The organism is Halobacillus halophilus, from assembly GCF_020171985.1.
Classification (GTDB): Bacteria; Bacillota; Bacilli; order Bacillales; family Halobacillaceae; genus Halobacillus; species Halobacillus halophilus_A.
Genome location: NZ_JAIVAL010000014.1, coordinates 105,723 through 131,841, shown reverse-complemented (window position 1 = coordinate 131,841; position 26,119 = coordinate 105,723). Strand labels below are relative to the sequence as shown.

At 42.8% G+C, this 26,119-nt stretch carries 25 protein-coding genes; 18 read left to right on the top strand and 7 right to left on the bottom strand.

The genetic code is table 11. From position 1 onward, the window contains the following. The first annotated feature begins 70 nt into the window (after positions 1 to 70). The 5 genes from fdhD to LCM11_RS18290 all read left to right on the top strand — a co-directional run bounded on the left by fdhD (position 71) and on the right by LCM11_RS18290 (position 5,348). Complete coding sequence (gene fdhD / locus LCM11_RS18310; protein ID WP_224895709.1) at positions 71 to 898, top strand: formate dehydrogenase accessory sulfurtransferase FdhD; 828 nt, start codon at positions 71 to 73, stop codon at positions 896 to 898. After that, complete coding sequence (fdhF, locus tag LCM11_RS18305; protein WP_224895708.1) at positions 895 to 3,840, top strand: formate dehydrogenase subunit alpha; 2,946 nt, start codon at positions 895 to 897, stop codon at positions 3,838 to 3,840. Before fdhD ends, fdhF begins: the two co-directional genes overlap by 4 nt. Further along, entirely contained in the window at positions 3,840 to 4,310 is a 471-nt protein-coding gene (locus tag LCM11_RS18300) for a DUF1641 domain-containing protein (RefSeq protein ID WP_089753171.1), read from the top strand. Before fdhF ends, LCM11_RS18300 begins: the two co-directional genes overlap by 1 nt. 117 nt (positions 4,311 to 4,427) lie before the next feature. Then, positions 4,428 to 4,697 (top strand): hypothetical protein, encoded by a 270-nt coding sequence (locus LCM11_RS18295; protein WP_224895707.1) that lies wholly within the window; start codon positions 4,428 to 4,430, stop codon positions 4,695 to 4,697. Positions 4,698 to 4,997: 300 nt separating this feature from the next. Further along, complete coding sequence (locus LCM11_RS18290; RefSeq protein WP_224895706.1) at positions 4,998 to 5,348, top strand: hypothetical protein; 351 nt, start codon at positions 4,998 to 5,000, stop codon at positions 5,346 to 5,348. Between the two features lie 94 nt (positions 5,349 to 5,442). Here LCM11_RS18290 and LCM11_RS18285 read toward each other — a convergent pair whose 3' ends face one another. Both LCM11_RS18285 and LCM11_RS18280 read right to left on the bottom strand, forming a co-directional pair. Continuing rightward, positions 5,443 to 5,919 carry a DUF456 domain-containing protein gene (locus LCM11_RS18285; RefSeq protein WP_224895705.1) on the bottom strand — a complete coding sequence of 159 codons (477 nt, stop codon included), beginning with the start codon at positions 5,917 to 5,919 and terminating at the stop codon, positions 5,443 to 5,445. A gap of 108 nt (positions 5,920 to 6,027) precedes the next feature. Then, positions 6,028 to 7,035: an aldo/keto reductase gene (locus tag LCM11_RS18280; protein ID WP_224895704.1), complete on the bottom strand. Its 1,008-nt coding sequence runs from the start codon at positions 7,033 to 7,035 to the stop codon at positions 6,028 to 6,030. 149 nt (positions 7,036 to 7,184) lie between these two features. Between LCM11_RS18280 and LCM11_RS18275 the strand changes: the two genes are divergently transcribed. Beyond that, complete coding sequence (locus LCM11_RS18275; RefSeq protein ID WP_224895703.1) at positions 7,185 to 9,566, top strand: penicillin acylase family protein; 2,382 nt, start codon at positions 7,185 to 7,187, stop codon at positions 9,564 to 9,566. 115 nt (positions 9,567 to 9,681) lie between these two features. Here the strand turns inward: LCM11_RS18275 and LCM11_RS18270 are convergent, their stop codons facing one another. Then, on the bottom strand, positions 9,682 to 10,350 hold the full coding sequence (locus tag LCM11_RS18270) for a type 1 glutamine amidotransferase domain-containing protein (RefSeq protein ID WP_224895702.1): 669 nt from the start codon (positions 10,348 to 10,350) through the stop codon (positions 9,682 to 9,684). Between the two features lie 176 nt (positions 10,351 to 10,526). On the opposite strand from LCM11_RS18270, the gene LCM11_RS18265 reads away from it, so the two are divergent. The 4 genes from LCM11_RS18265 to LCM11_RS18250 all read left to right on the top strand — a co-directional run bounded on the left by LCM11_RS18265 (position 10,527) and on the right by LCM11_RS18250 (position 14,525). After that, the gene (locus tag LCM11_RS18265) at positions 10,527 to 10,811 is read left to right on the top strand and encodes a putative quinol monooxygenase (protein WP_224895701.1); all 285 of its coding nucleotides are present in this window, start codon (positions 10,527 to 10,529) and stop codon (positions 10,809 to 10,811) included. A 103-nt stretch (positions 10,812 to 10,914) separates the two neighbouring features. Next, the gene (locus LCM11_RS18260) at positions 10,915 to 11,082 is read left to right on the top strand and encodes a YfhE family protein (RefSeq protein ID WP_014642969.1); all 168 of its coding nucleotides are present in this window, start codon (positions 10,915 to 10,917) and stop codon (positions 11,080 to 11,082) included. A 488-nt stretch (positions 11,083 to 11,570) separates the two neighbouring features. After that, on the top strand, positions 11,571 to 13,007 hold the full coding sequence (locus LCM11_RS18255) for an NADP-dependent glyceraldehyde-3-phosphate dehydrogenase (protein ID WP_412098161.1): 1,437 nt from the start codon (positions 11,571 to 11,573) through the stop codon (positions 13,005 to 13,007). A gap of 300 nt (positions 13,008 to 13,307) precedes the next feature. After that, complete coding sequence (locus LCM11_RS18250; RefSeq protein WP_224895699.1) at positions 13,308 to 14,525, top strand: cation:proton antiporter; 1,218 nt, start codon at positions 13,308 to 13,310, stop codon at positions 14,523 to 14,525. 309 nt (positions 14,526 to 14,834) lie between these two features. Here LCM11_RS18250 and LCM11_RS18245 read toward each other — a convergent pair whose 3' ends face one another. From LCM11_RS18245 to LCM11_RS18235, 3 genes are all read right to left on the bottom strand, one after another. Next, positions 14,835 to 15,572: an NAD-dependent protein deacylase gene (locus LCM11_RS18245; protein ID WP_224895698.1), complete on the bottom strand. Its 738-nt coding sequence runs from the start codon at positions 15,570 to 15,572 to the stop codon at positions 14,835 to 14,837. A gap of 31 nt (positions 15,573 to 15,603) precedes the next feature. Beyond that, a complete protein-coding gene (nfsA, locus tag LCM11_RS18240) occupies positions 15,604 to 16,341 on the bottom strand; it encodes an oxygen-insensitive NADPH nitroreductase (protein ID WP_224895697.1) in 738 nt (245 codons plus the stop codon). Positions 16,342 to 16,606: 265 nt separating this feature from the next. After that, the gene (locus LCM11_RS18235) at positions 16,607 to 16,861 is read right to left on the bottom strand and encodes a hypothetical protein (RefSeq protein ID WP_224895696.1); all 255 of its coding nucleotides are present in this window, start codon (positions 16,859 to 16,861) and stop codon (positions 16,607 to 16,609) included. Between the two features lie 298 nt (positions 16,862 to 17,159). Between LCM11_RS18235 and LCM11_RS18230 the strand changes: the two genes are divergently transcribed. The 7 genes from LCM11_RS18230 to rsgA all read left to right on the top strand — a co-directional run bounded on the left by LCM11_RS18230 (position 17,160) and on the right by rsgA (position 24,022). Then, positions 17,160 to 18,131: an ATP-binding cassette domain-containing protein gene (locus LCM11_RS18230; RefSeq protein WP_224895695.1), complete on the top strand. Its 972-nt coding sequence runs from the start codon at positions 17,160 to 17,162 to the stop codon at positions 18,129 to 18,131. Continuing rightward, a complete protein-coding gene (locus tag LCM11_RS18225; protein ID WP_224895694.1) occupies positions 18,121 to 18,900 on the top strand; it encodes an ABC transporter permease in 780 nt (259 codons plus the stop codon). The genes LCM11_RS18230 and LCM11_RS18225 overlap by 11 nt, the downstream gene beginning before the upstream one ends. Positions 18,901 to 19,189: 289 nt before the next feature. Continuing rightward, positions 19,190 to 20,170 (top strand): Gfo/Idh/MocA family protein, encoded by a 981-nt coding sequence (locus tag LCM11_RS18220; RefSeq protein ID WP_224895693.1) that lies wholly within the window; start codon positions 19,190 to 19,192, stop codon positions 20,168 to 20,170. A gap of 25 nt (positions 20,171 to 20,195) precedes the next feature. Then, positions 20,196 to 21,251, top strand: a complete 1,056-nt coding sequence (locus LCM11_RS18215; RefSeq protein ID WP_224895692.1) for a Gfo/Idh/MocA family protein — start codon at positions 20,196 to 20,198, stop codon at positions 21,249 to 21,251. A gap of 383 nt (positions 21,252 to 21,634) precedes the next feature. After that, positions 21,635 to 22,558, top strand: a complete 924-nt coding sequence (locus LCM11_RS18210) for a VanW family protein (protein WP_224895691.1) — start codon at positions 21,635 to 21,637, stop codon at positions 22,556 to 22,558. A gap of 46 nt (positions 22,559 to 22,604) precedes the next feature. Next, positions 22,605 to 22,775: a hypothetical protein gene (locus LCM11_RS18205; protein WP_224895690.1), complete on the top strand. Its 171-nt coding sequence runs from the start codon at positions 22,605 to 22,607 to the stop codon at positions 22,773 to 22,775. Between the two features lie 203 nt (positions 22,776 to 22,978). Beyond that, entirely contained in the window at positions 22,979 to 24,022 is a 1,044-nt protein-coding gene (rsgA, locus tag LCM11_RS18200) for a ribosome small subunit-dependent GTPase A (RefSeq protein WP_224895689.1), read from the top strand. A 41-nt stretch (positions 24,023 to 24,063) separates the two neighbouring features. Here rsgA and glnA read toward each other — a convergent pair whose 3' ends face one another. After that, positions 24,064 to 25,374: a type I glutamate--ammonia ligase gene (gene glnA, locus LCM11_RS18195; RefSeq protein ID WP_224895688.1), complete on the bottom strand. Its 1,311-nt coding sequence runs from the start codon at positions 25,372 to 25,374 to the stop codon at positions 24,064 to 24,066. A 255-nt stretch (positions 25,375 to 25,629) separates the two neighbouring features. On the opposite strand from glnA, the gene LCM11_RS18190 reads away from it, so the two are divergent. Further along, positions 25,630 to 26,028 carry a hypothetical protein gene (locus LCM11_RS18190; RefSeq protein WP_224895687.1) on the top strand — a complete coding sequence of 133 codons (399 nt, stop codon included), beginning with the start codon at positions 25,630 to 25,632 and terminating at the stop codon, positions 26,026 to 26,028. Positions 26,029 to 26,119 lie beyond the last annotated feature (91 nt).

Genomic DNA, 26,119 nt, shown 5'->3' with positions numbered 1-26,119 from the left:
TGAATGCAAAGGTTTAAAACTTTCCAAAAGAGGAAAATAAGTTTGTAATTACTGGGAAGTGGGAGGAACTATGGATAAAGGTACAAAAACTTGGAATATGGTACGCGTAGATGGTGCTGATGCCTATGAAACAACGGACATTGTGGCGGAAGAGTTTCCTCTCACCATTATGATTAATGGCCAGGAATTTGCCACCATGGTCTGTACTCCGGATCACCTGGAAGAATTGGTGATCGGTTTTTTGGCAACCGAGGGAGCAATCTACACCATAAAGGAAATAGAGCAGCTGTCTATAGATGAAGAACGAGGATTTGCTTATGTGGAAATTTCTCGTCCCATTCCAGTTGGAGAAAGCGAACAGAAACGCTGGATTGGTTCTTGCTGCGGAAAGAGCCGGGCCTTTTATTTTCAAAATGATGCGAAAACGGCCCGCACGGTGATGAACCAGTTTACTTTGTCTCCGGAAAGCTGCATGCAGCTGATGGAATCGTTTCATGAAAACGCCCATACCTTTCAGCGCACGGGCGGTGTCCACCAGGCGGCCATCGCTTCAAATGGAGAAATAGAAATCCAGTTTTCAGATATAGGAAGACATAATGCTCTAGATAAGCTTTACGGTCACGTCATTAAAAACGGAGGCCGAAAAAAAGACCACGTCATTATTTTCAGCGGCCGCATTTCTTCAGAAGTACTTCTGAAGGTTTCAAAAATGGGTATCGGGTGCCTGCTGTCTAAATCGGCTCCTACAGACCTGGCCCTGCAGCTTGCTGAAGATTTAAACATAACCGCTGTCGGATTTATACGCGGCGGGAGGATGAATATTTATACTCATCCGGAGCGTATTGAGTTAAAAGAAAAGGACAATACCGCCACATCGAACAGGGAGGAATTCAATTGAACGACAGAGATCATACCGTCGTGACCATTAATGGCACGGAATATTTAGCAGATCCGGGACAGAATTTATTAGATTTAATAAACACTACTGACGAGGATGTACCTCAAATATGTTATAACGAATCACTTGGACCTATCCAGACATGTGATACTTGTATGGTTCAGGTGGATGGAGAAATCCAGCGTGCCTGCGGAATGAAAGTAGAAGCTGGAATGCGGGTTCAGACCAAGCTGCCTCATGTACATAAAGCACAGAAAGAGGCACTTGACCGTGTTCTTGAAAAGCACGAACTTTATTGCACCGTGTGTGACTATAATAACGGAGATTGCGAGATTCATAATACTATGGCGGACTTCGGACTTGATCACCAATCCCGTCCGTTTCAGCCGACATCTTATAACCGTGATGACTCCGGGTCTTTTTACCGTTATGATCCGGATCAGTGTATCCTTTGCGGACGCTGTGTAGAAGTCTGTCAGGACGTTCAGGTAAACGAAACACTGACCATTGACTGGGAACGCCAGGAGCCAAGGGTCATTTGGGATAACGATGTACCGATTGACCAGTCTTCCTGTGTAAACTGCGGTCAATGCTCTACCGTCTGCCCATGTAATGCCATGATGGAAGTCGGAATGGAAAAAGAAGCCGGGTTCTTAACCGATCAGCAGCCAGGTATTTTAAAATCGATGATCGACTTAACGAAAAAAGTGGAAACAGGGTATGGGCCTTTATTTGCCGTATCGGATTCAGAAGCTGCCATGCGCGAGGAGCGTATCGAGAAAACGAAAACCGTATGTACATACTGCGGCGTTGGCTGCTCTTTTGATGTATGGACAAAAGACCGTGAAATTCTTAAAGTAGAACCTCATCCCGAGTCCCCGGCTAACGGGATTTCTACCTGTGTCAAAGGGAAATTCGGCTGGGATTATGTGAACTCAGATGATCGTCTGCAAAAACCACTGATCCGCCGCGGAGACAGCTTTGAAGAAGTAGAGTGGGAAGAAGCAATTGCTTATGCGGTTCGCCGTATGAATGAAATTAAAGCTGAAAAGGGAGCCGATCATCTAGGGTTCATTTCTTCTTCTAAAGCGACAAACGAAGAGTCTTACCTGATGCAGAAGATTTCCCGTCAGGTTATTGGAACCAATAACGTGGATAACTGCTCCCGTTACTGTCAGGCTCCTGCCACTAAAGGTCTATTCCGTACCGTTGGCTATGGAGGAGATTCTGGATCCATTGATGATTTAGCTAAAGCGGAGTTAGTGATGACCATTGGTTCAAATACAACAGAATCTCACCCAGTATTAGCTTCAAGAATCAAGCGTTCCCAAAAGCTGTTTGGTCAAAAACTATTCGTATTTGACCTGAGGAAACACGAGATGGCTAAACGCGCCGATCGTTTCTTCAGTCCAAAATCAGGTACCGATCTTGTATGGATTTCTGCCGTAACGAAGTACATTCTGGACCAGGGCTGGGAAGATCAAAACTTCTTGAACGACTGGGTAAATGGTTTTGAGGATTACAGAGAAAGTCTGGAACCGTTCACTTTAGAGTATGCGGCCAATATGACCGGTTTCTCAGAAGAGGATTTGAAAGACCTTGCGAAGGAAATTGTGGAAGCTAAAACGGTGTCGATCTGCTGGGCGATGGGTGTTACGCAGCATATGCTGGGAAGCGATACGAGTACGGCCATTTCCAACCTGCTGCTGATCACAGGTAACTACGGCAAACCAGGTACAGGCGCATATCCACTCCGCGGTCACAACAACGTACAGGGCTGCAGTGACTTTGGAAGCCAGCCTGACCAATATCCAGGTTATGAAAGCGTAACGGATGATGAAGTAAGAAAACGTTACGAAGAGGCCTGGGGCGTGGACCTGCCACAAGAAAAAGGCATGGACAACCATGAAATGATAGAAGCCATTCATGATGGCAATCTCTCCATGATGTATGTAATCGGGGAAGACACAGGCATTGTAGATGCAAATATTAATTATGTAACCGCAGCTTTTGAAAAGCTTGATTTCTTTATTGTGCAGGATCTGTTCCTAACAAGAACAGCGGAATATGCAGACGTTGTATTCCCTGCATCTCCAAGCTTAGAGAAAGAAGGAACCTTTACGAATACGGAAAGAAGGATTCAACGATTGTATCAATCTTTCGAGCCGCTTCAAGGAACGAAGCCTGACTGGGAAATCCTTCAGGATATCGCAAAAGAAGCAGGCTTTGATTGGAATTATAAACATCCATCTGAAATTATGGACGAAGCCGCAAGTCTGGCTCCTTTGTTTGCTGGAGTGAGTTACGATCGACTGGAAGGTTATAATTCTCTTCAATGGCCGGTAGCGAAAGACGGAACAGACGAGCCATTACTCTTTGTTGATGGTTTTCCATTTGAGGATGGGAAAGCGCGCCTTTATCCATTAGACTTTGAATTAATGTATGACACAACAGAAGAATATGACTTACACGTTAACAATGGTCGTTTACTGGAGCATTTCCATGAAGGGAATATGACGTATCGCTCGGAAGGTATATCCAGAAAGACACCGGATTCTTTCGTAGAGGTTTCAGAGGAACTTGCGAAAGAACGGGGCATCGAAGAAGGAGCCCGGGTCAAGCTGATCTCTGAATCAGGTGAAGCGACCGGAACGGTAACCGTCACGGATCGCGTAAAAGGGAAAGAGCTGTTCGTGCCAATGAATGGAACCGGAAAATCAGCTGTGAACCTGCTAACCGATAACCGTGTCGATAAGGACACAGATACACCTGCTTATAAAGAAATTGCGGTGAAAATGAAAGTGCTTAAGAAAAAAGGTAAATCACCAATTCCTGTTAACAATCATAGACGTGGAAATCCAGTCCCTCAAATCAGTGTAAAAGTTGAGGAGAAATGGAAGCGTGACGATTACGAATTTCCTGGAAGTCAGGTGAAGCGCTAATGGCGAAACCAATTACAAGCATTAAAAAGTATGAAGCCAGCCGTGAGGAACAAATTGAGAAAGATTTTGAGGAAGTAAAGACGGCCATAGCCGATAATAAAACAGCCATTCTAAAAGGCATTGATCTTTTAAAGGCTCTTGAGGAAAGTGAGACGCTGGATGCTGCTACGGCTTTCACTTACAAACGAAAAGAAATACTCGCGAACATTGTAGAGGAAATCAACCGTGATATGTACACGGGTATTCTGGAGAATATTCCAGAAATCGTCTATCTGCTTGGCGATCTTGACCTGAAGACAGTAAGGGACGTGACCTCTAAGCTTAACCAGGGCATGGAGGAGATGAACGCTGCTGCTTCATCCAAGGAAAAAACATCCGTGCTGGATTTAGCTAAAGCGCTGAAAGACCCTGAAATCAATCGCAGCATTACCATGCTCATGAATTTCTTAAAAGGTATGGGACGTAACTAAAAATAGGCTAACAGCCCTCTCCTGGATGCATGTAGGAGAGGGCTGTTTTTATGTAACTTCTATACTTTCAAATTATAAATGGGAGTCCCCTATCTAAATGGTAAGGAGGAGAAAGTGTTGACGGAAAAAAAGAAAACAGAGTCTTTCTATTTGAGTATTGGTTATGGTGTTATTTTAATGTTGTTGCTTGCTGCAATAAAATTTTTATTAGTAGATGACTATATAGGGAATTTTATAATTGTGGTGAGTATTCTCTGTATGGGAAGCATCATTAGGTATTTTGAACGATCTCTTCTCCCGGTATCGAGAGAGAGGCGAATCTTAAAAGCTGTTTTCATTGGATGCGTGATTGTAATAGGTTTAGGGGGATTTCTTATTCTATTCTAACCATTGGTGGAGCTTCATTAAAACAATGCGTAGGAGTGTGGAAGGTGTACCGACAGAAATGGTGAGTCCAGCGATGAACGAGGCACTCCCCGTCATCCCTGAAAAATCTGGAAGACTTCACAACCTTTCTTAGTAAGACCGGATCCGTTCCTATAGAACTAGTATCGTGACAAAAATATTCATTTTACAGACGAAAAGTCTTCCGGTTATGTAATAGCGATTCGCGAATTCTAATAAAAAAATAACAAGTCTAAATAAGGGGTAAGATCTTAATTAAGTGAGCTTGGAAGGAGATTATATATGCAGTTAAAGCCAATCTATAGAATTAAAACGTACGTCGTACCAGAATATTTGGAGAAGGTTATCACAGGGGTTTTGCAAATTGATGAATTAGGATATGGTCACTATAAAAATGTTGTCTGGCTTTCAAATGACGGAGTAGAGCAGTTTGTTCCTTCTGAAACTTCCGTACCAACAGAAGGGAACATAGGAGAAACAACTAAGGTCACTTCGGTCCGATTGGAATTTTCCATTCCCAGAGATGAAAAGCTGCTAAGGGACATTATTGAAAATGGTATATACCCTAACCATCCCTGGGACGAGCCTGTGGTCCAAGTAACGGAAGAGTTAGAAGCTAGAAAGCACGATTAAATAGGAGTAGTCAGGAAATAAAAATAGAACTCGTAAAAGCTTTACCTATATGTAAAAGTCCCAGATGGACACCACCTGGGACTTTTACAGTTTTTTAAATTTCAAAGAAAAACCAAATAATCATGATGAGTTGAATCACGATTTTCGCTACCGTCCCGCTTAAAAACCCAAACAATGAACCGATAGCGGCTTTCCAAGCTTCCTCATTGGATCTTTTCTGAATCAATTCGGTTACGATGACGAGAATGAACGGCAACACGATGATTCCAAACGGCGGGATAATAAATGAACCAACGATCACGCCCACAGCGGCCATGCGTTCGCCCCATTTACTTCCTCCATATCGCTTTACAAAGTAGCTGTTAGCAATGATGTCAGAAACAATGAGTAAGACGGTTAACAATATAACCCCGATCCAGAAAAACCAGGATAACTCTTCACCATTAAGAAAGAAGAAATAAGCCAAAAACCCGATCCATAAGACCAGTGGTCCAGGTATGATCGGAAAAATAATACTTGCAAAGCTGGCTAAAAAACATACGATAATAATAGCCCATATTAAAATGTCCATGGATGAACCTCCTTTATTTTTCAAGTTTACATACGATTGAGAATCACAATGGTTCCCCTGCCATCATAGAAAAACCGAGCTTGGCAGGCAAGCTCGGTTTTGGGAAATTTATTTAAGCCCTAATTCCTGACGGTCAGGTGGAGCCATAAATTCAGGTCCTACTGGATCTTTAATATGCTTGCTCAGGATTTCATCGATATCCTGCATCGTTTCCTGATCAATGCTGAAGTTTTCCACTTCTTTAACAGGGTCCAGCTGGTCCGAACGGCGGCCGCCCATTAAAGCGACTCCGGAGCCTGGCTGATCAAGTACCCAGCGAAGAGCGAGGTGGAGTACGCGTTTACCGTAACGGTTCTGGGCCAGCTGATCCAATTCCTGAACCGCGTTTAAGTACTGCTTGAATCTTGGATTCTGAAACTTAGGATCTTCGTTTCTCAAATCATCGCCTTCAAATTCACGGTCAGAGGACATTTTACCTGAAAGAAGTCCGCGGCAAAGTGAACCATAAGAAATCGTAGTCATGTTGTGTTCCTGTACATAAGGAAGAATATCCTTTTCAATTTCTCTTTCAAATAAGTTATATGGCGGCTGCAGCGTATGAATTGGGGCTGCTTCCCTGAATATATCCATTTGTTCTGGTGAGAAGTTACTAACACCAATCGCTTTGATCTTTCCCTGCTTGTGAAGGTAGTGCAGGGCTTCTGCCGTTTCGTGAATCGGTGTAATTGGGTCAGGCCAGTGGACCTGGTAGACATCAATGTAGTCTGTCTGCAGGCGCTGTAAGGAGTCTTCCACTTCTTTATGAATTCGTTCTTTGCTTCCATTTCTGAAAACAGCGTCGTCGTTCCAGTCCATGCCTACTTTAGTAGCGAGGACGATATCTTCTCGGTTACCGTCATATTGCTGAACGGCTTTTCCTACAATTTCCTCGGAGCGTCCAAAACCATATACTGGAGCGGTATCAATAAGATTAATTCCATGATCAAGCGCTGTATGAATGGTATCTATGGATTGTTTTTCATCCGTTCCTCCCCACATCCAGCCGCCGATCGCCCATGTCCCTAATCCGAGACGACTTGCATTGATGGAAGTACCTTGAATATTTGTTTTTTCCACTTCCGTTCACCTCCAAAATTATAGCATCTCATGCTCTGAAGTATGTACCCGGTACTAACCCTGTCTAATCATCCGGGAGCCTGTCCGGCCTATTAATTGTATTCATTTATGTATCCAATTGAGATATAATGGCAAAGGGGAGTGATCATATGGAGACGGTCAAACGTACATATACAGAACCAAAGCCAAAAAAAAGATGGAAAAAAGTCGTTTTTATACTGGGAATGATTTTAATGGCAATGGTCGCAGGTGTCGTTATTTTTGTAAGCGTTTACACAAGTCGCAGCTTACCGGAAGTAAGTGGAGAAGTTCAGTTGGAATCGCTCAGCAGTGCAGTAGAAGTGGTGCGTGATGAACAGGGAGTACCTCATATTACGGCAGATTCGACTCGTGATCTATTTATAGCTCAAGGGTACGTCCAGGCTCAGGACCGTTTGTTTCAAATGGAACTGGCCAGGAGGCAGGCTTCAGGAACATTGAGTGAAGTAGTCGGGGAAGCCACCATCGAACAGGATAAATATTTTCGAACACTTGGGTTAAGAAGAGCAGCCGAAGCATCACTCTCGGCTTATTCCGATGAAGCTGTCGAAAGCCTTGAAGCCTTTGCTGAAGGTGTGAACGCATATATAGAAGAGGCGGAGGAAGGGAACCGGCTGCCTCCTGAATTTGCGTTAATGGGTTTTTCTCCAGATCCGTGGAAACCGGTGGATTCGTTAACAATAGGAAAATACATGGCCTTTGACTTAGGCGGGCACTGGGAACGTCAGGCTTTTAATTATTATGTTACCAATGAGTTTTCAGAAGAACAGGCTATGGAATTGTTCCCTGTTTATCCGGAAGAAGCTCCAAAAGTCCTGGATGAAACTGAAAAAGTGGATGTAGCGGCCAGTTTTAAAGATGTCGTAATTCCGCATGAATTCAACGGCAGTAATAACTGGGTCGTGAGCGGGGATTTGACCGAATCAGGAGCCCCGATACTTGCGGATGATCCCCATCTTGGTCTCGCTACTCCGTCGATTTGGTATCAAATGCAGTTAAATGCCCCGGACTACAACGTATCCGGAGTCATTTTTGCAGGTATCCCAGGAATTATTTTAGGACATAACAACCAGATTGCCTGGGGAGTAACCAATGTCGGTCCTGATGTTCAGCAGCTTTACTTAGAGAAAAGGAACCCCGAAAATAGCAGCCAGTTTCTATTTGAAGACGAATGGGAGCAGGCTGAGGTGATCAAAGAACCTATTCGTGTTAAAGACCAGGAAACCCTGGACTATGAAGTTGTGGAAACCAGACATGGACCGGTCATTAGTGAGTTCGCCGAACAAAGCGGTGACGACGTTGTTTTATCGCTCAGGTGGACAGCTCTGGACCCTACCACTGAACTGGAAGCTATACTGGAAATTAATCGAGCGGAAAACTGGAACGAGTTCGAAAAAGGGCTGGAAAAATTCCTGGCGCCGGCTCAGAATTTTGTTTTTGCTTCCGAGGATGGGACGATTGCTTATAAAGCAAATGGAAGAATTCCTATCTATAAAAATGCAGACGATGCTTTACTGCCCATGAGAGGCTGGGAAGAGGAAGACCTGTGGCAGGGGTATATTCCTTTTGAGGAGCTGCCGAAAACCGTAAATCCTGACAAAGGGTATGTAGCTACAGCTAATAATAAGATTACGGACGACAACTACCCATATCATATCAGTCATAACTGGGCCCAGCCTTATCGCTATCAGCGTATTATCGATATGCTGGAAGAAAAGGAACCGTTAACCTCAGAGAAAGTGATGGATATGCAAATGGACGTGAAGAATTTACAAGCTCAAGAGTTTGTGCCTTATTTACTTGAGGTTACAAACAAGGAAGCTCTTTCTGAAGCCGAAACAGGAGCTTTTAAACTCATGCAGGAATGGAACTATGAGGACCAGAAAGATCTCGCTCAGCCGCTTATTTTTCACACGTGGATGGCAAATATTCAGGAAGAGTTATACCACGAAGCGATTCCGAAAGAAATGCTTGATTTATTCCATGGAGCCGGGCAGACCACCGATGAATTACTGCGTAAAGTTCAGGATGGCGGATCTTCAGTTTGGATAGATAAAAACGGAGGTATTTCCGAGGTGGTTACAGCTGCCTATCAAAAGACCATGACAGAGTTAACCAAGGAATATGGGGAAGCTCAGGAAGACTGGACGTGGGGAGCAGGCCATGCTGTTGAATTCACTCATCCTCTGTCCAACATTCAAATGTTGGAGCGGTTCTTTAACCCAGGCGAGCCTCTTCCGGTGAGCGGCAGCCGGGTCACAGTGAGAGCTGCTGGATTTAATAGTAAAGGACTGGTTAATCACGGAGCTTCCTGGCGGTTTGTACTGGACCTTGAGAATATGAAAGAAGCCTATCACCTGGTAGGACCAGGACAGTCTGGTCATTTTAGAAGTGAATGGTACCACGATCAACTGGAAGACTGGGTGGATGGGGAATATCATCTAACAAAGACAGAGGGGTATGAAGGGCGGGAGCTGACTTTAACCCCGTAGCACACAAGACCAGAGAGATATGCTCAAACCGGTAGAGATTTCGGTTGAAAAGATCGTTGTATTGATATAAAAGCTCTTCTCCTGATCAGGAGAAGAGCTAAACTTTGTGACTGCTTTATTTTTCTTCTAGAGCTCCAACCATCAATTCAGCGGCGCGTTCGCTTGACATTGGATTTTGGCCAGTGATCAAATTACCATCTCGTACGGCATGAGAAGTCCAATCTTCCCCTTTAGAGAAATGGGCTCCTAGGTCACGAAGCTTTGTTTCAAGCATGAAAGGCATAAAAAGATCGAGCTCCATTCCAATTTCTTCCGAATCTGTAAACGCAGCGACCGCTTTACCCTGAACGATTGGCGTCTGATCTTTATAAGTGGCATTGACCAGTCCGCTTGGTCCATGGCAGACCGAACCGATAATGTTATCCTGTTCTGCATGCTGCTGCAGCACATATTGAAGCGTATCATTATCAGGAAAATCGAACATGGTTCCATGTCCACCCGGGAGGAAAATTCCGTCAAATCCCTCCGCGTCCTCTTTAGAGAGCTTAGCGGTATTTTTAAGTTCTTCCTGAGCCTCTTGCCATTCCGGAACTTCTTCTTCGGGAATACTGTTTGGGTCAAGAGGCACTTCTCCACCTTGTATACTGGTTACTTTCACATCATAGCCTTGCGCCTTAAAGGCATTATAAGGAACTGCGAATTCTTCCAGCCATAGGCCAGTCTCATAGTCCTCGGTAATTTTTCTGTGATTGGTTACGACCATTAATACTTGTTTCGAGCTCATGATTGTCTGCCTCCTGTTCTGCATTTTATTGTTTGTTGATTATTTCGTATTACTCCTATTGTTTTACCACGCGCCAAGAAAAAAGCGAAATAGTTTGCTCACATAACCTAAGTGCAAATGCGTGTAAGAAGAAGCAGACTAGTGGTAAAGTTAAAGAACGGAAGGAGGAGATTTATTTGGCTAAATTAGCGGTCACAGCCATATTTAAACCAAAGGACGGTTATAAAGATAGGTTGCTTGATGAACTGGAAAAGGTAAAAGAGGCTTCTAGGGAAGAAGAAGGATGTATTCAATATGACCTTCATCAATCCATCGAATCAACTACTATTTTCCTATACGAGGTTTGGAAAGACAGCGATGCTGTACAGAGCCACATTGAGACTGCCCATTATAAAACCTATCGTGAAAATACAGAGGACCTTTTAGACTCAAGAGAAGTAAATAAATGGAATTTTATTTAGACGACCACTCCTCAGCATCTTTATAAAAACGTATGTTTATTCCTTTTTGAAGCAGGGTAACCTCTATATGTAACCCAGTTTCTAGAGAAAGGATGAGTACAAAATGGCACGTAATTCACAGTATCAACCAATCGGTGGAAGTGGGTTTAAACTTTCAGATGCTCAGGAAGTAGCCTATGCAAAAGAATTTAAACAGGCAGACATTGCTGGAGGATATCGTAAACCTCGAGTAGAGCAGGCTAAACAAGAAAACCCTAAATTAAAACAATAAAATTATAAAAAAATTATTGGTTTAAAAAGCTCAGGCGTTCAAAGGGATACTTCCCTAGAGCCTGAGCTTTTCTACGCTCTTTTTCACCCCGCTTAATGAAAACGCTTCCTTGATAAATCCCATGAAATCAGGAGTCTGAACACTTGATAAAAAAAGTCAGAACTCTTATAGTAATAAAAACAGCGAGTACATGATCACGTTAAAGCGTGAACTTGAAAAAGTTAAAGGGAAACGTACTTGTTGAAAAGTTACAAGGATAGCTATGTAGTTGGAATCGTTCCCATATGAAGGCTAAAAATTCAGAATATTAGGATATTTAAGTGTGGAAACTTGAGTATTTTGGATTCCAGCTGCATGCAAAAAGCAAGACCACGAGAACAATATTCACTCCAAAGAAACACCAGGAGTAATAATAAGAACGACTCAAACGTTCATTCACAGGAAGATGGGTTCGTTTGTGATTTATTGGGAGGAGTACAATCATGACAATTAAAACAGAACAAAGCGTAAAAACATTAATTCATGGGGAATGGAATGTAAGCGAATCTGGAAAAAGCGTTGAGATTTCGTCCCCTCACAATGGAGAAACGATTGGACAGGTTCCATCTCTTTCTCAGGAAGAGCTTGAGGCGTCCATCAAAAAGACCGTAGGGGCTCAATCCAGCTGGGCAGAAAAGTCGATTCAGGAACGCGGAGAAATTCTGAAAAAATGGGCAGAAATTCTTGAAGAGCGCAAAGAAGAAATTGGCGAATCTATTATGCTCGAAGTGGCTAAGAAACGCAGCTCAGCTGTTTCAGAAGTATCCCGTACCGCTGAATATATCCGCTATACCGTAGAAGAGGCCTTCCGGTTAGACGGCAGTGTAAAACGCGGGGACGGTTTTAAGGGCGGGAACCCTAATAAAATCGGTCTCGCAGAGAAAACACCTCGAGGCACGATTCTGGCTATTGGCCCTTTCAACTATCCTGTTAACCTTTCCGCATCTAAAATTGCGCCGGCCTTAATGCAGGGAAATAGTGTCATCTTTAAGCCGGCCACTCAAGGAGCCATCAGCGGAATTAAATTAATCGAGGCTCTCATTGATGCTGGTCTGCCAAGTAATCTTGTTACAGTAGCAACGGGAAGAGGTTCTGTTATTGGTGATTTCCTTGTCCAGCATCCCGAAGTAGACATGATTACCTTTACAGGCGGTACAGCAACCGGGCGTCACATTGCCAATCTATCTTCTATGATACCGTTAGTACTTGAGTTAGGCGGTAAAGACCCTGCGATTGTTCTTGAAGATGCTGATCTGGACAAAGCCGCGAAAGAAATCGTAGCAGGAGCCTACAGCTATTCTGGACAGCGTTGCACAGCGATCAAACGTGTCCTTGTTCAGAACGAAAAAGCTGATGATCTGGTTAAGAAGATTACGGCTCAAGTCGAAGGGCTTTCAGTTGGCATGCCGGAAGATGATGCCACGGTAACACCTTTGATTAATGATAAAAGCGCTGATTATGTACAAAGCCTTATAGATGACGCTAAAGAAAAAGGCGCGACAGTCGTTACAGGGGACAAGCGTGAAGGGAACCTCGTTTATCCTACCCTGCTCGATCACGTTACCTCTGATATGAAAATCGCCTGGGAAGAACCATTTGGTCCTGTCCTGCCGATTATCCGCGTCTCGGACAGTGAAGAGGCCGTGCGCCTTGCTAATGAATCCGATTATGGACTGCAGGCAAGCGTCTTCTCTACAGACATGGATAAAGCCATTGGGATTGCTCAGAAACTGGAGGTCGGAACCGTTCAGCTCAATGCTAAAACTGAACGTGGCCCAGACCATTTCCCATTCTTAGGTGTAAAGGGCTCCGGTCTAGGCGTGCAAGGTATTCGTGAAAGCCTTGAATCTGTTGTCCGTGATAAAGTAACCGTTATTAATATGTAAGTTTGATGGAAAGTGCCGAGAGTGTCTCGGCACTTTTTTTATGTAATGAGCCGGGCATTACTCTATGAAGATTGGCTGATCGATTGTAATAATAAAAGGTTTAGACTATAGGGATGTAGGAAATTTATAGATGAACTCACAAAATTCGTTAGAGCTCAGAGGAAACCACCATGTTCCTGTGAAAATCATAAGCTAAGTATAGCGGTCTAAAGCAGACCTTAGCGCGATTCAAAGTGGTTCATAGTAAATAAAGGAAAATTGTGACACAATACTATAGAGAAATATATCAGGAGGGCCACTATGCACGAATTCCACGATGCTTTTATTCAAATATTAATTTTACTTGCTATTTCTGTTACGGTAATCGGAATAGCCAAGTTACTAAAGGAGCCTTATTCTATTGCCCTCGTTCTAGTCGGGCTGGTGTTAGGTTTAACGGAGTTTCCGATCATTGAAGAAGCCGAATTTTACATAACTCAATCGGAGGTTTTTCAGGCTACGGTCATTTCTTTATTCTTACCTATCTTATTAGGTGATGCCACATTGAAACTGCCATTCCATCACCTCTATCAGCAAAAAAAGCCGGTCATCGGACTTGCTTTTATCGGCACGTTTATTTCCTGGCTGCTGATTGGAGGAGGGGCTTACTTCCTGCTTGATCTTCCTCTGGCCGTGGCTTTTACCTTTGCTGCCTTAATGAGTGCGACCGACCCAATTAGTGTATTATCAATTTTTAAATCATTAGGTGTACCCCAGAAGTTATCTACTGTGATGGAAGGCGAGTCGCTGTTTAATGACGGGATAGCGGTCGTATTATTTAAGATTGCAAGTATTTACCTGCTCACTTATATCGAAATGGGATGGGCTGGTTTAGGGAGCGGTGTGCTGCTGTTTCTGCAATTCGCTTTAGGCGGTGCGTTAATCGGTTTGATTCTTGGGTATATATTTTCCCAAATCATTCGTATCTTTGATGATTACCCGCTTGAAATTGCCTTCAGCGCTCTATTATTTTTCGGGAGTTATTTCATTGCGGAGCATTTCCACACATCCGGTGTTATAGCAGTAGTAGTAGCTGGATTTATGTTCGGAGATTACGGAGCGAAAATCGGAATGTCTAAAGAGACCAAAACAAACATCAACACCTTCTGGGACGTGATCACGCTGCTTGCCAACTCATTGATTTTCTTAATGGTGGGCATCGAAATTCGCAATATTGATTTCTCGGGGCAATGGATGGTGATTATCTCAGCGATCCTCATTGTGCTTGTAGGAAGAACGATTGCTTTGTATATTAGTACAGGATGGGTTAAAGATCTTAGTGCTAAAGAAAGAATCCTATTAAATTGGGGAGGACTGCGTGGAAGCTTGTCCATTGCACTGGCCCTGAGCCTGCCGCAGGATTTTGATGGAAGGGAAGAAGTACTTCTATTTACGTTCTCAGTCGTCTTGTTTTCCTTAATCGTTCAGGGCTTGACCCTGAAACCGTTGATTCAAAGATTAGGTATTACAAAAGCATAGCTTCAGCAAAACTCACCAGTCGTCCAGGGACTGGTGAGTTTTTAATAAATAGTTAGTAAATATTCTATATAATACTTATTACACCATAGGGCCGATTACTGTAAGACTCCGTTTCGAGATATGGGGTTAGTTTAAAGGTCCTGCGAGGGCCGATTTCGGCTAGCTGCATCGCCCAGAAACTCGCGTCATAAGCAGGAAATTCAACGGGTCGAAAAAGCACATCCCTTTTGATTTTCCTGCTTATGATGACGCGGTTAAAGAATGACATGAGAAAGGCCAGCACCTTGGAGATAGGAGCTGGCCTTCATTTTAAAAATTAGAGGAGAGATATTCTCTTAATTTTTCAACAGATGCCGATAAATCGTCATGCACGACATAATCAAACAACCGGTCCTTAACAGTGGGCTCCCTATTAATTAAGGCTGCTTCCATTCCAACTTCCTGCTTCGCATAATGAGGCAGAAGATTGAAAGGGGTAACCATCAGAGACGTTCCCATCACAAGCAGGAAGTCTGCCTTTTGGAGAGCCTGTTCCGCCTCGTCATGAGCTGTAATCATATCTCCGAATAATAAAACATCCGGTTTTAAGACGGTGCCGCAGTTCTGGCAGCGAGGTGTTTCGGTACTCATTACATAATCAAGGGAATAGGACTCTCCGCATGCTGGACAGCTTGCCTGGTTCAAGGTCCCATGATACTCGATTACATGGGTGCTGTCTGCCGCGAGGTGCAGACCATCGACGTTTTGAGTAATAACCGTTACCTTCTGCTTATCTGATTCAAGTTCTTTAATAAATTGATGGACAGGGTTCGGTGCATAGTCCTTTAACAGTTTCATTTGAAAAATGGTTTTGTATTTGTTCCAGAAATCGACTGGATCGTGGTAGAAATAATCGCTCGACATATAATACTCTCGGCTTTCATCCTCCGACCACAGTCCTTCACTGGAACGGAAGTCAGGGATGCCGCTTGCTGTAGACACCCCGGCTCCTGTCAAAATGACAATAGAATCTGCTTTCTTGAGCTTGGAAGCCAGGTCTTTCAACATGTTGATCACACTCCGTTTTCCATTATAACGATTATCGTTTATTGAAGCCTTTCTTCTGTACAAGATCGGTGACGTCCATCCTCATAGGTGTAGTAAAGCGACGAAGCATCTGATCCGTCCAGGAATCAATGCGGTTATTGCTGGATCTGGATTGATAATATTCTTTAATCTGCGCATCAAATGTTTCCACAGCCTGGGTAGAGTCTTTATATTCATTTTCAAAATAAATACCTTTTTGCGGCAGGCGAGGTTTACGCTCTGGCTGGTGATCCGGTACGCCTGTCACCATACCGAAAAGGGGAATCACATGCTTCGGCAGGGAAAGCAGTTCATCCACCTGGCTTAAGTTATTCCGAATACTGCCGATATAGCAGATTCCGAGATCCATCGATTCTGCAGCAATGGCTGCATTTTGAGCAGCTAATGCAGCGTCTACAGAAGATACTAGAAAATGCTCACTGTTTTCAAGATTAGCAAGCATCTGTTCATATTCCTCATCCGATGCCATCATAGCCGGTCTGTGAAGATCTGCGCAGTAAATAAAAAGATGTCCATTATCTTTTACGTATTTCTGCCCCGTAATTTCAGCGAGCTTTTCTTTTTTTTCAGGATCTGTTACTCCGATGATACTATAAGCCATCATATAGCTGGAAGTTGACGCCTGCTGAGCAGCTGAAAGCATCGTGTCTAATTGCTCGTCTGTTAATGGAATGTCTTTAAATTTACGGATCGAACGATGGTTTAATATCGTTTCAATAGTCTGGTTCATATTTGTGCCTCCTGAAAATAGTTGTAAGTTGGATTTGCATAAATATAAGGTAACACGATTCTTTCGGTTTTGAATAATGATTGAATTCAATGCTTGTATGTGACCGTTGTTTTATCACTATTCACAAGAGGCTGTTAAACACAGTGCCGTATTGTTTAAGACGTGATTGTAGGAGTGGATGAAATAGTGGGGGTTCAAACATGTGTGTGCAGAAAAAACTTTCCAAAAACAAAAAAAGATGATGTATCTATAGGATACTCATCTTTCAACTTTGGCTTTTCTTAGAACTGCGTGAGTTCACTACGCCCATATAAAATTGTAAAATTCCGAGTCCCAGTACGACGGCCCCTGCCATCGCAGGTAAAAGCGGACTCAGGACGGTTTGAACCATACCGGTTGCGATCATCAAACTGAATTTTTGGTGTTTAAAGCTGTAAAATGACCCTATTAAAGTCACCAGTAAAATGATGGTTAAGCTCGGAGCCATCCACGTATAAGTTTGGAGCATTTCCAAATTCATCGGCTCACCTCCTTGAATTTATTTTCAGATAATTTGTGATTTTACTAATCGTATCACCCTCAAAACCCTGTAGCAACAGGGAATCATGTCTAGTATTGATGGATTCCTTGTTTTTTACACGAACTTAATAATTCCCAGTTCATATGGCGGTTAAACGGAAGGATTATTAATTCTATGTAAAAAATATTCAATGTGTCACAGGGAATGCTAAGGGGGTGAAATTATTGCGGATTTTCGTTATCTTTAAGGTAAGCTTTTTTTGACACTAGTGCCGAAAATTTTAAAGGGAGTGATAGTCGTGAATGGAAAGATTGAAGTCGAACATTTATCTAAGACTTTTAAAAAGGGAGATGTTCAGGCGGTAAAGGATGTATCGTTTACTGTGGAAGACGGAGAATTTTTTGCGTTTCTGGGCCCAAACGGGGCTGGCAAATCCACAACGGTACAAATTCTGACTACCTTAATTAACGCAACAGGCGGCAAGGCAACCGTAGCCGGGCATGATGTAATTCGAGAACCGGAGAAAGTCAGAAGATATATAGGGGTTGCTCTGCAGGAAACAGGAGTCGACCCGGATCTTACCGGTCGTGAGCTGATCGAGCTTCAAGCCAATATCTTTGGTTTTTCAAAAACTGAGGCTAAGAAAAGAGCGGAAGAATTGCTTAAGATCGTGCAGCTTACGGACTCAGCCGAGCGCCGAATCGGCAACTACTCGGGAGGGATGAGAAGAAGGCTCGATTTAGCTCTTACGCTTGTGAACGAGCCTAAGATACTATTTTTAGATGAGCCGACCACAGGTCTCGATCCATCCAATCGAATGGCTATTTGGAAAGAGCTTCGCCGTTTAAATGAAGAAAATGGAACCACGATTTTTCTAACGACTCAATATTTGGAAGAAGCCGATTCACTCGCCCACCGAATCAGTATCATTAATGACGGTGAAATTGTCGCTACTGGGACACCGAGAGAACTTAAGGCGCAAATCGGCAATGATCTAATCGCTTTAACTTTTTCATCCAAGGAAGAGGAAGAAAAAGCAGAACGAATTCTAAAGGAGCACATGGATCCAAGCGATGTGATCCTGCAAAATGGTAAGTTGACCGTCTACGTGGAAGATGGCACGAAGCAATTATTAGAACTCGTGAGGCTATTAGACCAAGAGAATATTGAAGTGGCCACTGTTAATTTATCATCACCTACGCTGGATGACATATTCTTGAAAATAACAAGTGAACAGGCTGAAAAGGAGGGAGAAGTTCATGGGGAATAGCGTATGGAAAGATACATGGCTGATCACACTCCGAAGTATTAAGACAACGCTTAGAAACCCTTTTTCCTTTATTCCAAACTTAATGATTTCCGCTTTCTTTCTATTAGTATATGAAGGAGGATTAAGCGGAATATCCCAGCTTCCCATGTTTGAGGGTGCGAACTATCTCGCCTTTATCCTTCCGGTTTCTATAGTATCCGCTGCAATTGGAGGCGCTGGGGGAGCCGGACAGGGAATCGTAAAAGACATTGAGAACGGATTTTTCTCCAGATTATTGCTTACTCCTGCTTCGAGACTTGCTATTGTCCTCGGTCCTATCATTGCGGGGATGCTTCAGTTATTTATCCAAACCTTATTGATCATTGGAATTGCATTTCTGCTTGGTTTGGAGGTCGAAACAGGCTTTGGAGGAATTCTGTTTGTATTGTTAATCGCAATTGGATGGGGACTTGCATTCGCAGGCTATTCTGCAGGAGTTGCACTCCGTACAAAAAATGCGCAGGCCGCTCAGGCAGGAACTTTTATCTTTTTTCCGCTTATCTTCTTAAGCACAACCTTTGTCCCTTACGAGTTAATTGAAGCCCAGTGGCTGAAAGTAGCGGCGACCATTAACCCGACCACCTATATCTTTGAAAGTATGCGGACGGTCTTGATTGATGGGTGGATTTTCTGGGATTTGATGCAGGGCGTCATTGCCATCGTAATCGCCTGCACCATTACGATTACCTTCGCGGCAGTATCAGCTAAGAAGGCGGTGTCACGTGGTTAATCGTATGATGGAGCATGAATCTTCCATGCTATTCTAAGTCAATATTAATATGAAGTTTTACAAAAGAGAGCAAGTCCTTTGGCAGGGCTTGCTCTTTTCTTGTTCCTTCTGCTTATTTTCTTTACATATGTTTCATCATGAAGAGCTTCCTGTTCGTTATTTCGGATATTGAGTATAAACCTTATCCTATTGTTTTTCAGGGAATTTCTTGAATAACCTAAAAATTTGTTTTATAAAGAGAAATTGGGTGAAAAAGATATACTATATGCTCAAGAAGAGGAGGCTAAGAATGGAAAAAGTAAGATGGGGAATTATCGGATGCGGCGATGTAACGGAAGTAAAAAGCGGCCCTGCTTTTGATTTAGCAGATAACAGTTCATTGGAAGCGGTGATGAGACGAAATGGAGACTTAGCAAAAGACTATGCTGAACGTCACGGGGTACCGAAATGGTATAACCAAGCTGACGATTTAATCAATGACCCTGATGTGGATGCTATTTATATTGCGACGCCCCCTGCCTCCCATAAAGAGTACACTCTGAAGGCAGCTGAAGCAGGCAAGCCAGTCTATGTTGAAAAACCAATGGCTTTGAATGTAGAGGAATGCAAGGAAATGGTAGAAGCTTGTAGCCAACGGCAAGTACCGTTGTATGTAGCCTTTTACAGACGATCTCTTCCACGATTTTTAAAAGTGAAAGAACTTCTCGACAAAAACGAAATAGGGGACGTCCGTTTTGTTTCCATTCAACAGACCCAAAAACTAGTTGAAAAAGATGAAAATAATAACCTGCCCTGGAGGGTTCAGCCTGAAGTAAGCGGAGGAGGTTTGTTTTATGATGTAGCCTCTCACACATTGGATTTGGTTGATTATTTACTCGGTCCAATAACTGACGCAAAAGGCATCGCGTCAAACCAGGCGAAAGCCTATCCGGCAGAGGATATTGTGAGCGGTACCTTCCTTTTTGAGAGCGGCGTAATCGGAAATGGAGTTTGGAATTTTTCTTCTTACAAACATGAAGATATTAATCGAATCGTGGGCTCCAAAGGGGAAATTACTTTTTCTTCTTTTGATGAAAAACCGGTTACTCTTATTAAAGAATCAGATACTAAACAATTTATTATCGAACGTCCTAAACATATTCAGCAGCATCTCATTCAGGAGATCGTCGATGAACTGACTGGTAAAGGAAGTTCACCAAGTACGGGGGAGACCGCTCTACGTACTAATCGTGTGATGGACGAACTGGTAAAAGGTTACTATCAGAAATAACAAGCATCCTAATAGGAGGTATTCAATGTCACAACCTATTCGAATTGGAATTATTGGAGCGGGCGGAATTGCCAGAAGTGCCCATATCCCGAGTTACCAGAGCTATGGACAGGACGTTCAAGTCGTAGCTGTGGCTAACCATAATCGAGACAAAGCCGTTGAATGTGCAGAAGAGTTTTCTATCCCTTATGCATATGAAGATGAACAACAAATGCTTGACGAACAGGAACTTGATGCAGTGAGCATTTGTACCCCAAATAAATTCCATTCCTCACAAGCGATTGCAGCCCTGCAGGCCGGGTGTCACGTACTCTGTGAAAAACCTCCCGCCATGATGGTGGAGGAAGCAGAGAAGATGCAGTTAGAAGCAGAAAAGGCAGGGAAATTTTTAACCTATGGTTTTCATTTCCGTTTTCAACCTGAGGTAGAGACGTTAAAGAAATACATCGATGGACATGAATTAGGTGAGATTTATGCAGCCCAAACCCACTATAACCGGAGAAGGGGGATCCCTGGCTGGGGCGTATTTACGAATAAAGAACTTCAGGGCGGAGGAACACTTATCGATAATGGTGTTCATATGCTGGATACAGCCTTATATTTAATGGGATATCCAAAGCCGAAAACGGTTTTAGGAGCTACTTATCAAAAGATTGGTCAGCGTCCGGGTGTAGGTTTAATGGGGGAATGGGATTGTGAAAACTTTTCGGTAGAAGATATGGCAAGAGGGATGATTACGTTTGAAAACGGGTCTTCTCTTATATTTGAATCTACTTTTGCCGCGAACGTAGAAGAGCTGAGCAGTAAAAAAGTATCCGTTATAGGTGACGAGGGCGGAGCTGATCTTTTTCCACTGAAAATATTTCAGGAAAAATACGACACTCTGGTTGATACAACCCCCGCTTATGTAGAAAAACGAGATGCAAACGAATACCTCATTCATGATTTTATAGAATGTATTCTTCATGACAAACAACCATTGAGTACACCATCAGAAGGAGTACGAATCCAGCGAATTATTCAGGCTCTTTATGAGTCTGCCAAAACAGGAGAAGCTGTAAATATAAACGGAATGAAATAAAGACCATGTTCAACTTTGTTATTGATTTTCAGGGTGTATTTAACCCAAAAGCCCCGAGTTGAAGACTCAGTTTCGAGATAATTCGGATCCGTCACGGTACGTGAAGAAGGGCTGGTGGGTAAATAACTTCTTTTCCTACTGAAGCTTACAGAAAAGGGAGCTTATTCGTAAGATCAATGGGGACAGCACTTTAACTAAAAGCCATTACTGGAAAGGAATTGTACTCAATAGAGTGTAATTCCTTTTTTGGTTCCGAAGGAAGAGCTTTCCTTCTAAGAACAAGTAAAAATGAACAAATGAGCATTTGAAATTTACTTCTTAGCAAAAGATTTTCTACATGAAATCCTATCCTCTACTCAAACTAGAGGTGGGAGGTTTCGTTTATGAAATTAGCGAACATGTTTATTTTTTTATTGCTTATTTCTCCATTTAGTCAAAATGAGCAACTGGCAATTACGCATGAAGGGGAAGAAATACTTACCATACATCCGGCAGACATTCTCATGGATCCTATTCTTCAGCCTTTTACAGATCATACGAAGGTGCAGGAAATTTTGAAACGTGTGGGGGAGAGCGTTAAAAAAGAGCCGGTAAATGCAAAAATAGGGGAGTCTGGAGAAATCGTAGCTGAAAAAACGGGTTATAAACTCGATAAACAAACCTTTTCTAAAAGCATGTTTCATTCCTTGTACAGACAGAATGGACAAGAAATTGAAGTTCCTTTGAATACCGTTCACCCGAAAGTAGATAGTGAGGTCCTTGCCAGACTTCGTGCGCAGAAAATTGGTCATTATGATACGTATTTCAATTCCAATAACAAAGAACGCACCCATAATATTCGGCTGGCTGCTGAGAGTATCGACAGTACTGTCGTGTTCCCGGGGGAAACATTCTCTTTCAATGAAGTGGTTGGAAAACGAACAAAGGAAAAAGGATACATGCCAGCCCCGGTTATTGTGAGAGGTGAAGTGTCGGAAGGAATTGGCGGAGGAATCTGTCAGGTTTCCTCGACGATTTTTAACGCAGTAGATAATGCTGGGGTACAGATAGGGCAGCGTTATTCCCACAGTAAACGAGTTCCTTATGTACCTGAAGGCCGGGATGCCACGGTCAGCTGGTACGGACCGGACTTCACGTTTAAAAATATATATAATCAGCCAATCCTTCTCCGTGCCAATGTGTATGGAGGGCAGATGAGTGTTTCGGTATATTCCTCAGATGTAATCAATTTCGAATCGAGGGAGATACCAGGCGCTTCCAAGAAACTGCCGGAGGAAACCGAAATAACGGGTCATAAAGAGGAATAAAAGTTATTCCTTATGAAAATAAAGTCACAGATAAGGAAGTGAACATATGGACTGGGAGATCGCTGCACTAACGGAACAACAAAAAAGAAGCATCATGGAGCTTGAGAGTGAGTTAGGTTATGTATTAATCGCCTATGACAATGGAAAGCATGGTTTTTCTACATCGAATGATAAAGTAGAATATTACTCCCTGCTGCATGGGACAGTAGAAGATTAAAGTACAGCACTGTGAAGGTGAATTTATTTGTACTGAAAAAGTACCAGCATTCATTGCTTTTTCTGCTATACTATAAAGTAATTACATGTTAGGAGTTGATGTTTTATGGCAAATACCATGAAGAATTTTAATTATGTATCCAACACATTACACAGTGGAGGATCTATCAACTTCTGACGTCCTCCGCGCTCAGGAGGAATTTAATGAACCGGAACGAAAGAAAAGACTTTTATGAGCATTTTAGAAAGCAGTTGAACGAACAGGAGCAAGCGGGACGTGTGGTTCGATCCACTCATGGGATATACAGCATTGCAACAGACGCCAAAGTCTACACAGGTACATTATCCGGACGTTTTTATAATCAAGTAACGGAGAATAGAGACTATCCTGCGGTAGGAGACTGGGTCATCTTTCAGCCTTATGACAATGATTCTAAGGCTTTCATTCAACGCATCCTGCAGAGAAGAACCCTTCTTTCCCGAAAGAAAGCAGGTACAGGGAACGAAGAACAGGTTATCGCTGCTAATATAGATGCTGTATTTATCGTTACTGCTCTGACAAAAGAGTTTAACGTCCGAAGACTTGAACGGTACGTACAACAGGTATATGAGAGCGGCGCCCGACCAGTAGTGGTTTGCACGAAACGTGATTTGTGCGATACGGTCTCTGAAAAGCTGTGGCAGGTGGAGCGTGCTGCTCCCGGGATTCCAGTTTATGCAGTGGACAGCTTGACGGGAGAAGGAATGGATTCGCTGCAAAAAGAAATCAGTGAAGGAGAGACCATATCCTTAATAGGTTCTTCTGGAGTAGGTAAGTCGACCTTAATTAATCGACTCCTTCATAAAGAAGTTCAGGCAACAAAAAATGTTCGTGAAAGCGATGAACGAGGGCGTCATACAACCACGCACAGGGAATTGTTTGAGCTGCCGGAAGGGGCCTTTATTATTGATACTCCCGGGATGCGGGAGTTACAGCTTTGGGGTGATCAGGAAACAACAGCGGGGACCTTTTCTGATATCGAAGAATGGAGCAAACAATGTAAATTCAGGGATTGTCAGCATGAACAAGAACCTGGATGTGCGGTTCAGCAGGCTATTGCTGAGGGAGAGCTTGAGACTGAGAGGCTCAACAGTTTTAATAAATTGAATCGTGAATTGCATCGTCTAGAGTTAAAAGATCAATATGGCACTCATCGAACGAATCGGATGCTGCACGGTCCTAATAAAGGAAAATTTTATTCTTCATAAAAATTAGCCCCCCATCTATAAGATGGGGGGCATTTTACTTTCTATTTGTTCATATATTTGTCGACTTCCCACTGGCTTACTTGCAGGGAGTAGCTAGTCCATTCTTCTTCTTTATCCTCAATATAAGCCTGCGCGGTGTGCTCACCAAGAGCATCCAGAAGAACTTCATCTTTCTTAAGAGCTTCAATGGCTTCTTTTAAGTTTGTCGGAAGTGTTGGTACACTGCCGTCGTCAACCTCATACAAGTTACGGCTTTCTGCTTCTCCTGCATCCAGTTCATTGCGGATACCTTCAAGTCCAGCTTGAATAAGAACAGCCAGCGTCAAGTAAGGGTTTGCTGTAGGGTCTGGATTACGTACTTCGAAACGTGTTCCTTTTCCACGTGTAGTCGGTACGCGCATCATACAGCTTCGGTTGGAGTGAGACCAAGCTACACTGACCGGAGCCTCATACCCAGGCACTAGACGTTTGTACGAGTTAACGTTAGGATTGGTGATGGCGGCAATTCCGCTTGCATGATGCAGAATTCCGGCAATGAATTGTTTCATTGTCTTAGAAACGCCATCTTCAGCTTTTTCATCAAAGAACGCGCTATCGCCATCCTGGAACAGAGAAAGGTGGCAGTGCATACCGGAACCATTCTCACCTGTGATCGGCTTAGGCATAAATGTTGCGTGATAGTCGTGGTTTGTTGCAATATCTTTTACAACGTTTTTGAACGTTTGGATGTTGTCTGCCGTTTTCAGCATGTTGTCAAAACGGAAGTTGATTTCGTGCTGACCCATGGCAACTTCGTGGTGAGAAGCTTCCATTTCAAAACCATACTTTTTCAGCGTACGTACGATGTCACGACGTACTTTATCTCCTTTATCTTTAGGAGAAGAGTCGAAATAACCAGCGCGGTCATTGAACTTTCTAACTGGATATCCATCTTCATTTAATTTAAATAAGAAGAACTCTGGTTCAGGACCTACGTTAACGGTATAGCCCATGTCTTCTGCTTTTTGCATAGCGCGTTTCAAAATGTAACGAGGGTCTCCTTCGAAAGGTGTACCGTCAGGCTTATAGATGTCGCAAATAAAACGAGCACTCTGATCTTCGTCTACCAGGGAAGGCAGAACCAAGAACGTATCTAAGTCTGGCACAAGGTACATATCACTTTCTTGGATGTCAGAGAAACCTGAAATGGAAGAACTGTCAAACATAGCCTCCTCATTTAATACCATATCTAGTTCATCGATAGGGAGTTCTACGTTTTTAGTTTCCCCAAGCATATCTGTAAATTCTAGTACGATGAATTCTACTTTGTGTGCTTGTACTTCCTGCTTAATCGTTTCTTTCGTGTAAGTCATACATTACCCTCTCTTTAATTTATTATGAGGAGTTTCGCTTCAATACAATTGAAGTAGAACCTCACTTAATTTGTGTATGTAAGGAATTCTAACACAAAGTGTTATTAGTTCTCAAACATCTTTTTTACTTTTACCCCATACTCCATTACTTTAAACCTTCTCAAATCATGCATGCCGCAGGGTTTACGGATCTGAAAAATTTTTAGAAATATTTGAATATCCTCATCGTATGCTTACTAGTAGGGGTGATGAATCTTGAAGCGAGCATATGGAGTAATTCTCGGACAGGCATTATTTGTATTTATTTACCTTTGGATAGTTTCTTATCTATTCCAAATTTTACAAGTGAAAGCGAATGAGATGGAAAGTTTTTATTCTTATCTATTATTTGGCCAGATCGCATATATTCCTCTTGGTTTTATAATGGGTTCAGGCTATTTGATAAGAGAATGGAAGGAAGATGGCAGATTTAAAGTAAACCCATTATTGATCGCATTATTAGTAGTGCCAGCGCTTTATATTCTATCTGTACCCTACTTTTTTCCTTTCCACTCCATAACGCCTGCTCTTATCTTAACAAATCCTTCAGCCGGAACCGTGATCCAGATTATGGCAGGATATGCTTTAGTCAGGAGCATTCAAAAAAAGAAGTGAATGGAGAAAGTCTCTTCATTTTCCGTAAAAGTAGTGGTTGATTCATCGTTTATTACAGCGATAAGATGGACGCGCGTCTATTTTTGTCTTA

Excerpts from the sequence above, each read along its gene's own strand:
- LCM11_RS18275 (WP_224895703.1), top strand. The coding sequence starts at position 7,185 with ATGGAGACGGTCAAACGTACATATACAGAACCAAAGCCAAAAAAAAGA.
- LCM11_RS18225 (WP_224895694.1), top strand. The coding sequence starts at position 18,121 with ATGGGGAATAGCGTATGGAAAGATACATGGCTGATCACACTCCGAAGT.
- LCM11_RS18285 (WP_224895705.1), bottom strand. The coding sequence starts at position 5,919 with ATGGACATTTTAATATGGGCTATTATTATCGTATGTTTTTTAGCCAGC.
- LCM11_RS18290 (WP_224895706.1), top strand. The coding sequence starts at position 4,998 with ATGCAGTTAAAGCCAATCTATAGAATTAAAACGTACGTCGTACCAGAA.
- LCM11_RS18245 (WP_224895698.1), bottom strand. The coding sequence starts at position 15,572 with ATGTTGAAAGACCTGGCTTCCAAGCTCAAGAAAGCAGATTCTATTGTC.
- rsgA (WP_224895689.1), top strand. The coding sequence starts at position 22,979 with ATGAACCGGAACGAAAGAAAAGACTTTTATGAGCATTTTAGAAAGCAG.
- LCM11_RS18270 (WP_224895702.1), bottom strand. The coding sequence starts at position 10,350 with ATGAGCTCGAAACAAGTATTAATGGTCGTAACCAATCACAGAAAAATT.
- LCM11_RS18250 (WP_224895699.1), top strand. The coding sequence starts at position 13,308 with ATGCACGAATTCCACGATGCTTTTATTCAAATATTAATTTTACTTGCT.
- LCM11_RS18300 (WP_089753171.1), top strand. The coding sequence starts at position 3,840 with ATGGCGAAACCAATTACAAGCATTAAAAAGTATGAAGCCAGCCGTGAG.
- LCM11_RS18205 (WP_224895690.1), top strand. The coding sequence starts at position 22,605 with ATGGACTGGGAGATCGCTGCACTAACGGAACAACAAAAAAGAAGCATC.
- LCM11_RS18220 (WP_224895693.1), top strand. The coding sequence starts at position 19,190 with ATGGAAAAAGTAAGATGGGGAATTATCGGATGCGGCGATGTAACGGAA.
- LCM11_RS18210 (WP_224895691.1), top strand. The coding sequence starts at position 21,635 with ATGAAATTAGCGAACATGTTTATTTTTTTATTGCTTATTTCTCCATTT.
- LCM11_RS18235 (WP_224895696.1), bottom strand. The coding sequence starts at position 16,861 with ATGAATTTGGAAATGCTCCAAACTTATACGTGGATGGCTCCGAGCTTA.
- LCM11_RS18215 (WP_224895692.1), top strand. The coding sequence starts at position 20,196 with ATGTCACAACCTATTCGAATTGGAATTATTGGAGCGGGCGGAATTGCC.
- LCM11_RS18260 (WP_014642969.1), top strand. The coding sequence starts at position 10,915 with ATGGCACGTAATTCACAGTATCAACCAATCGGTGGAAGTGGGTTTAAA.
- nfsA (WP_224895697.1), bottom strand. The coding sequence starts at position 16,341 with ATGAACCAGACTATTGAAACGATATTAAACCATCGTTCGATCCGTAAA.
- fdhD (WP_224895709.1), top strand. The coding sequence starts at position 71 with ATGGATAAAGGTACAAAAACTTGGAATATGGTACGCGTAGATGGTGCT.
- glnA (WP_224895688.1), bottom strand. The coding sequence starts at position 25,374 with ATGACTTACACGAAAGAAACGATTAAGCAGGAAGTACAAGCACACAAA.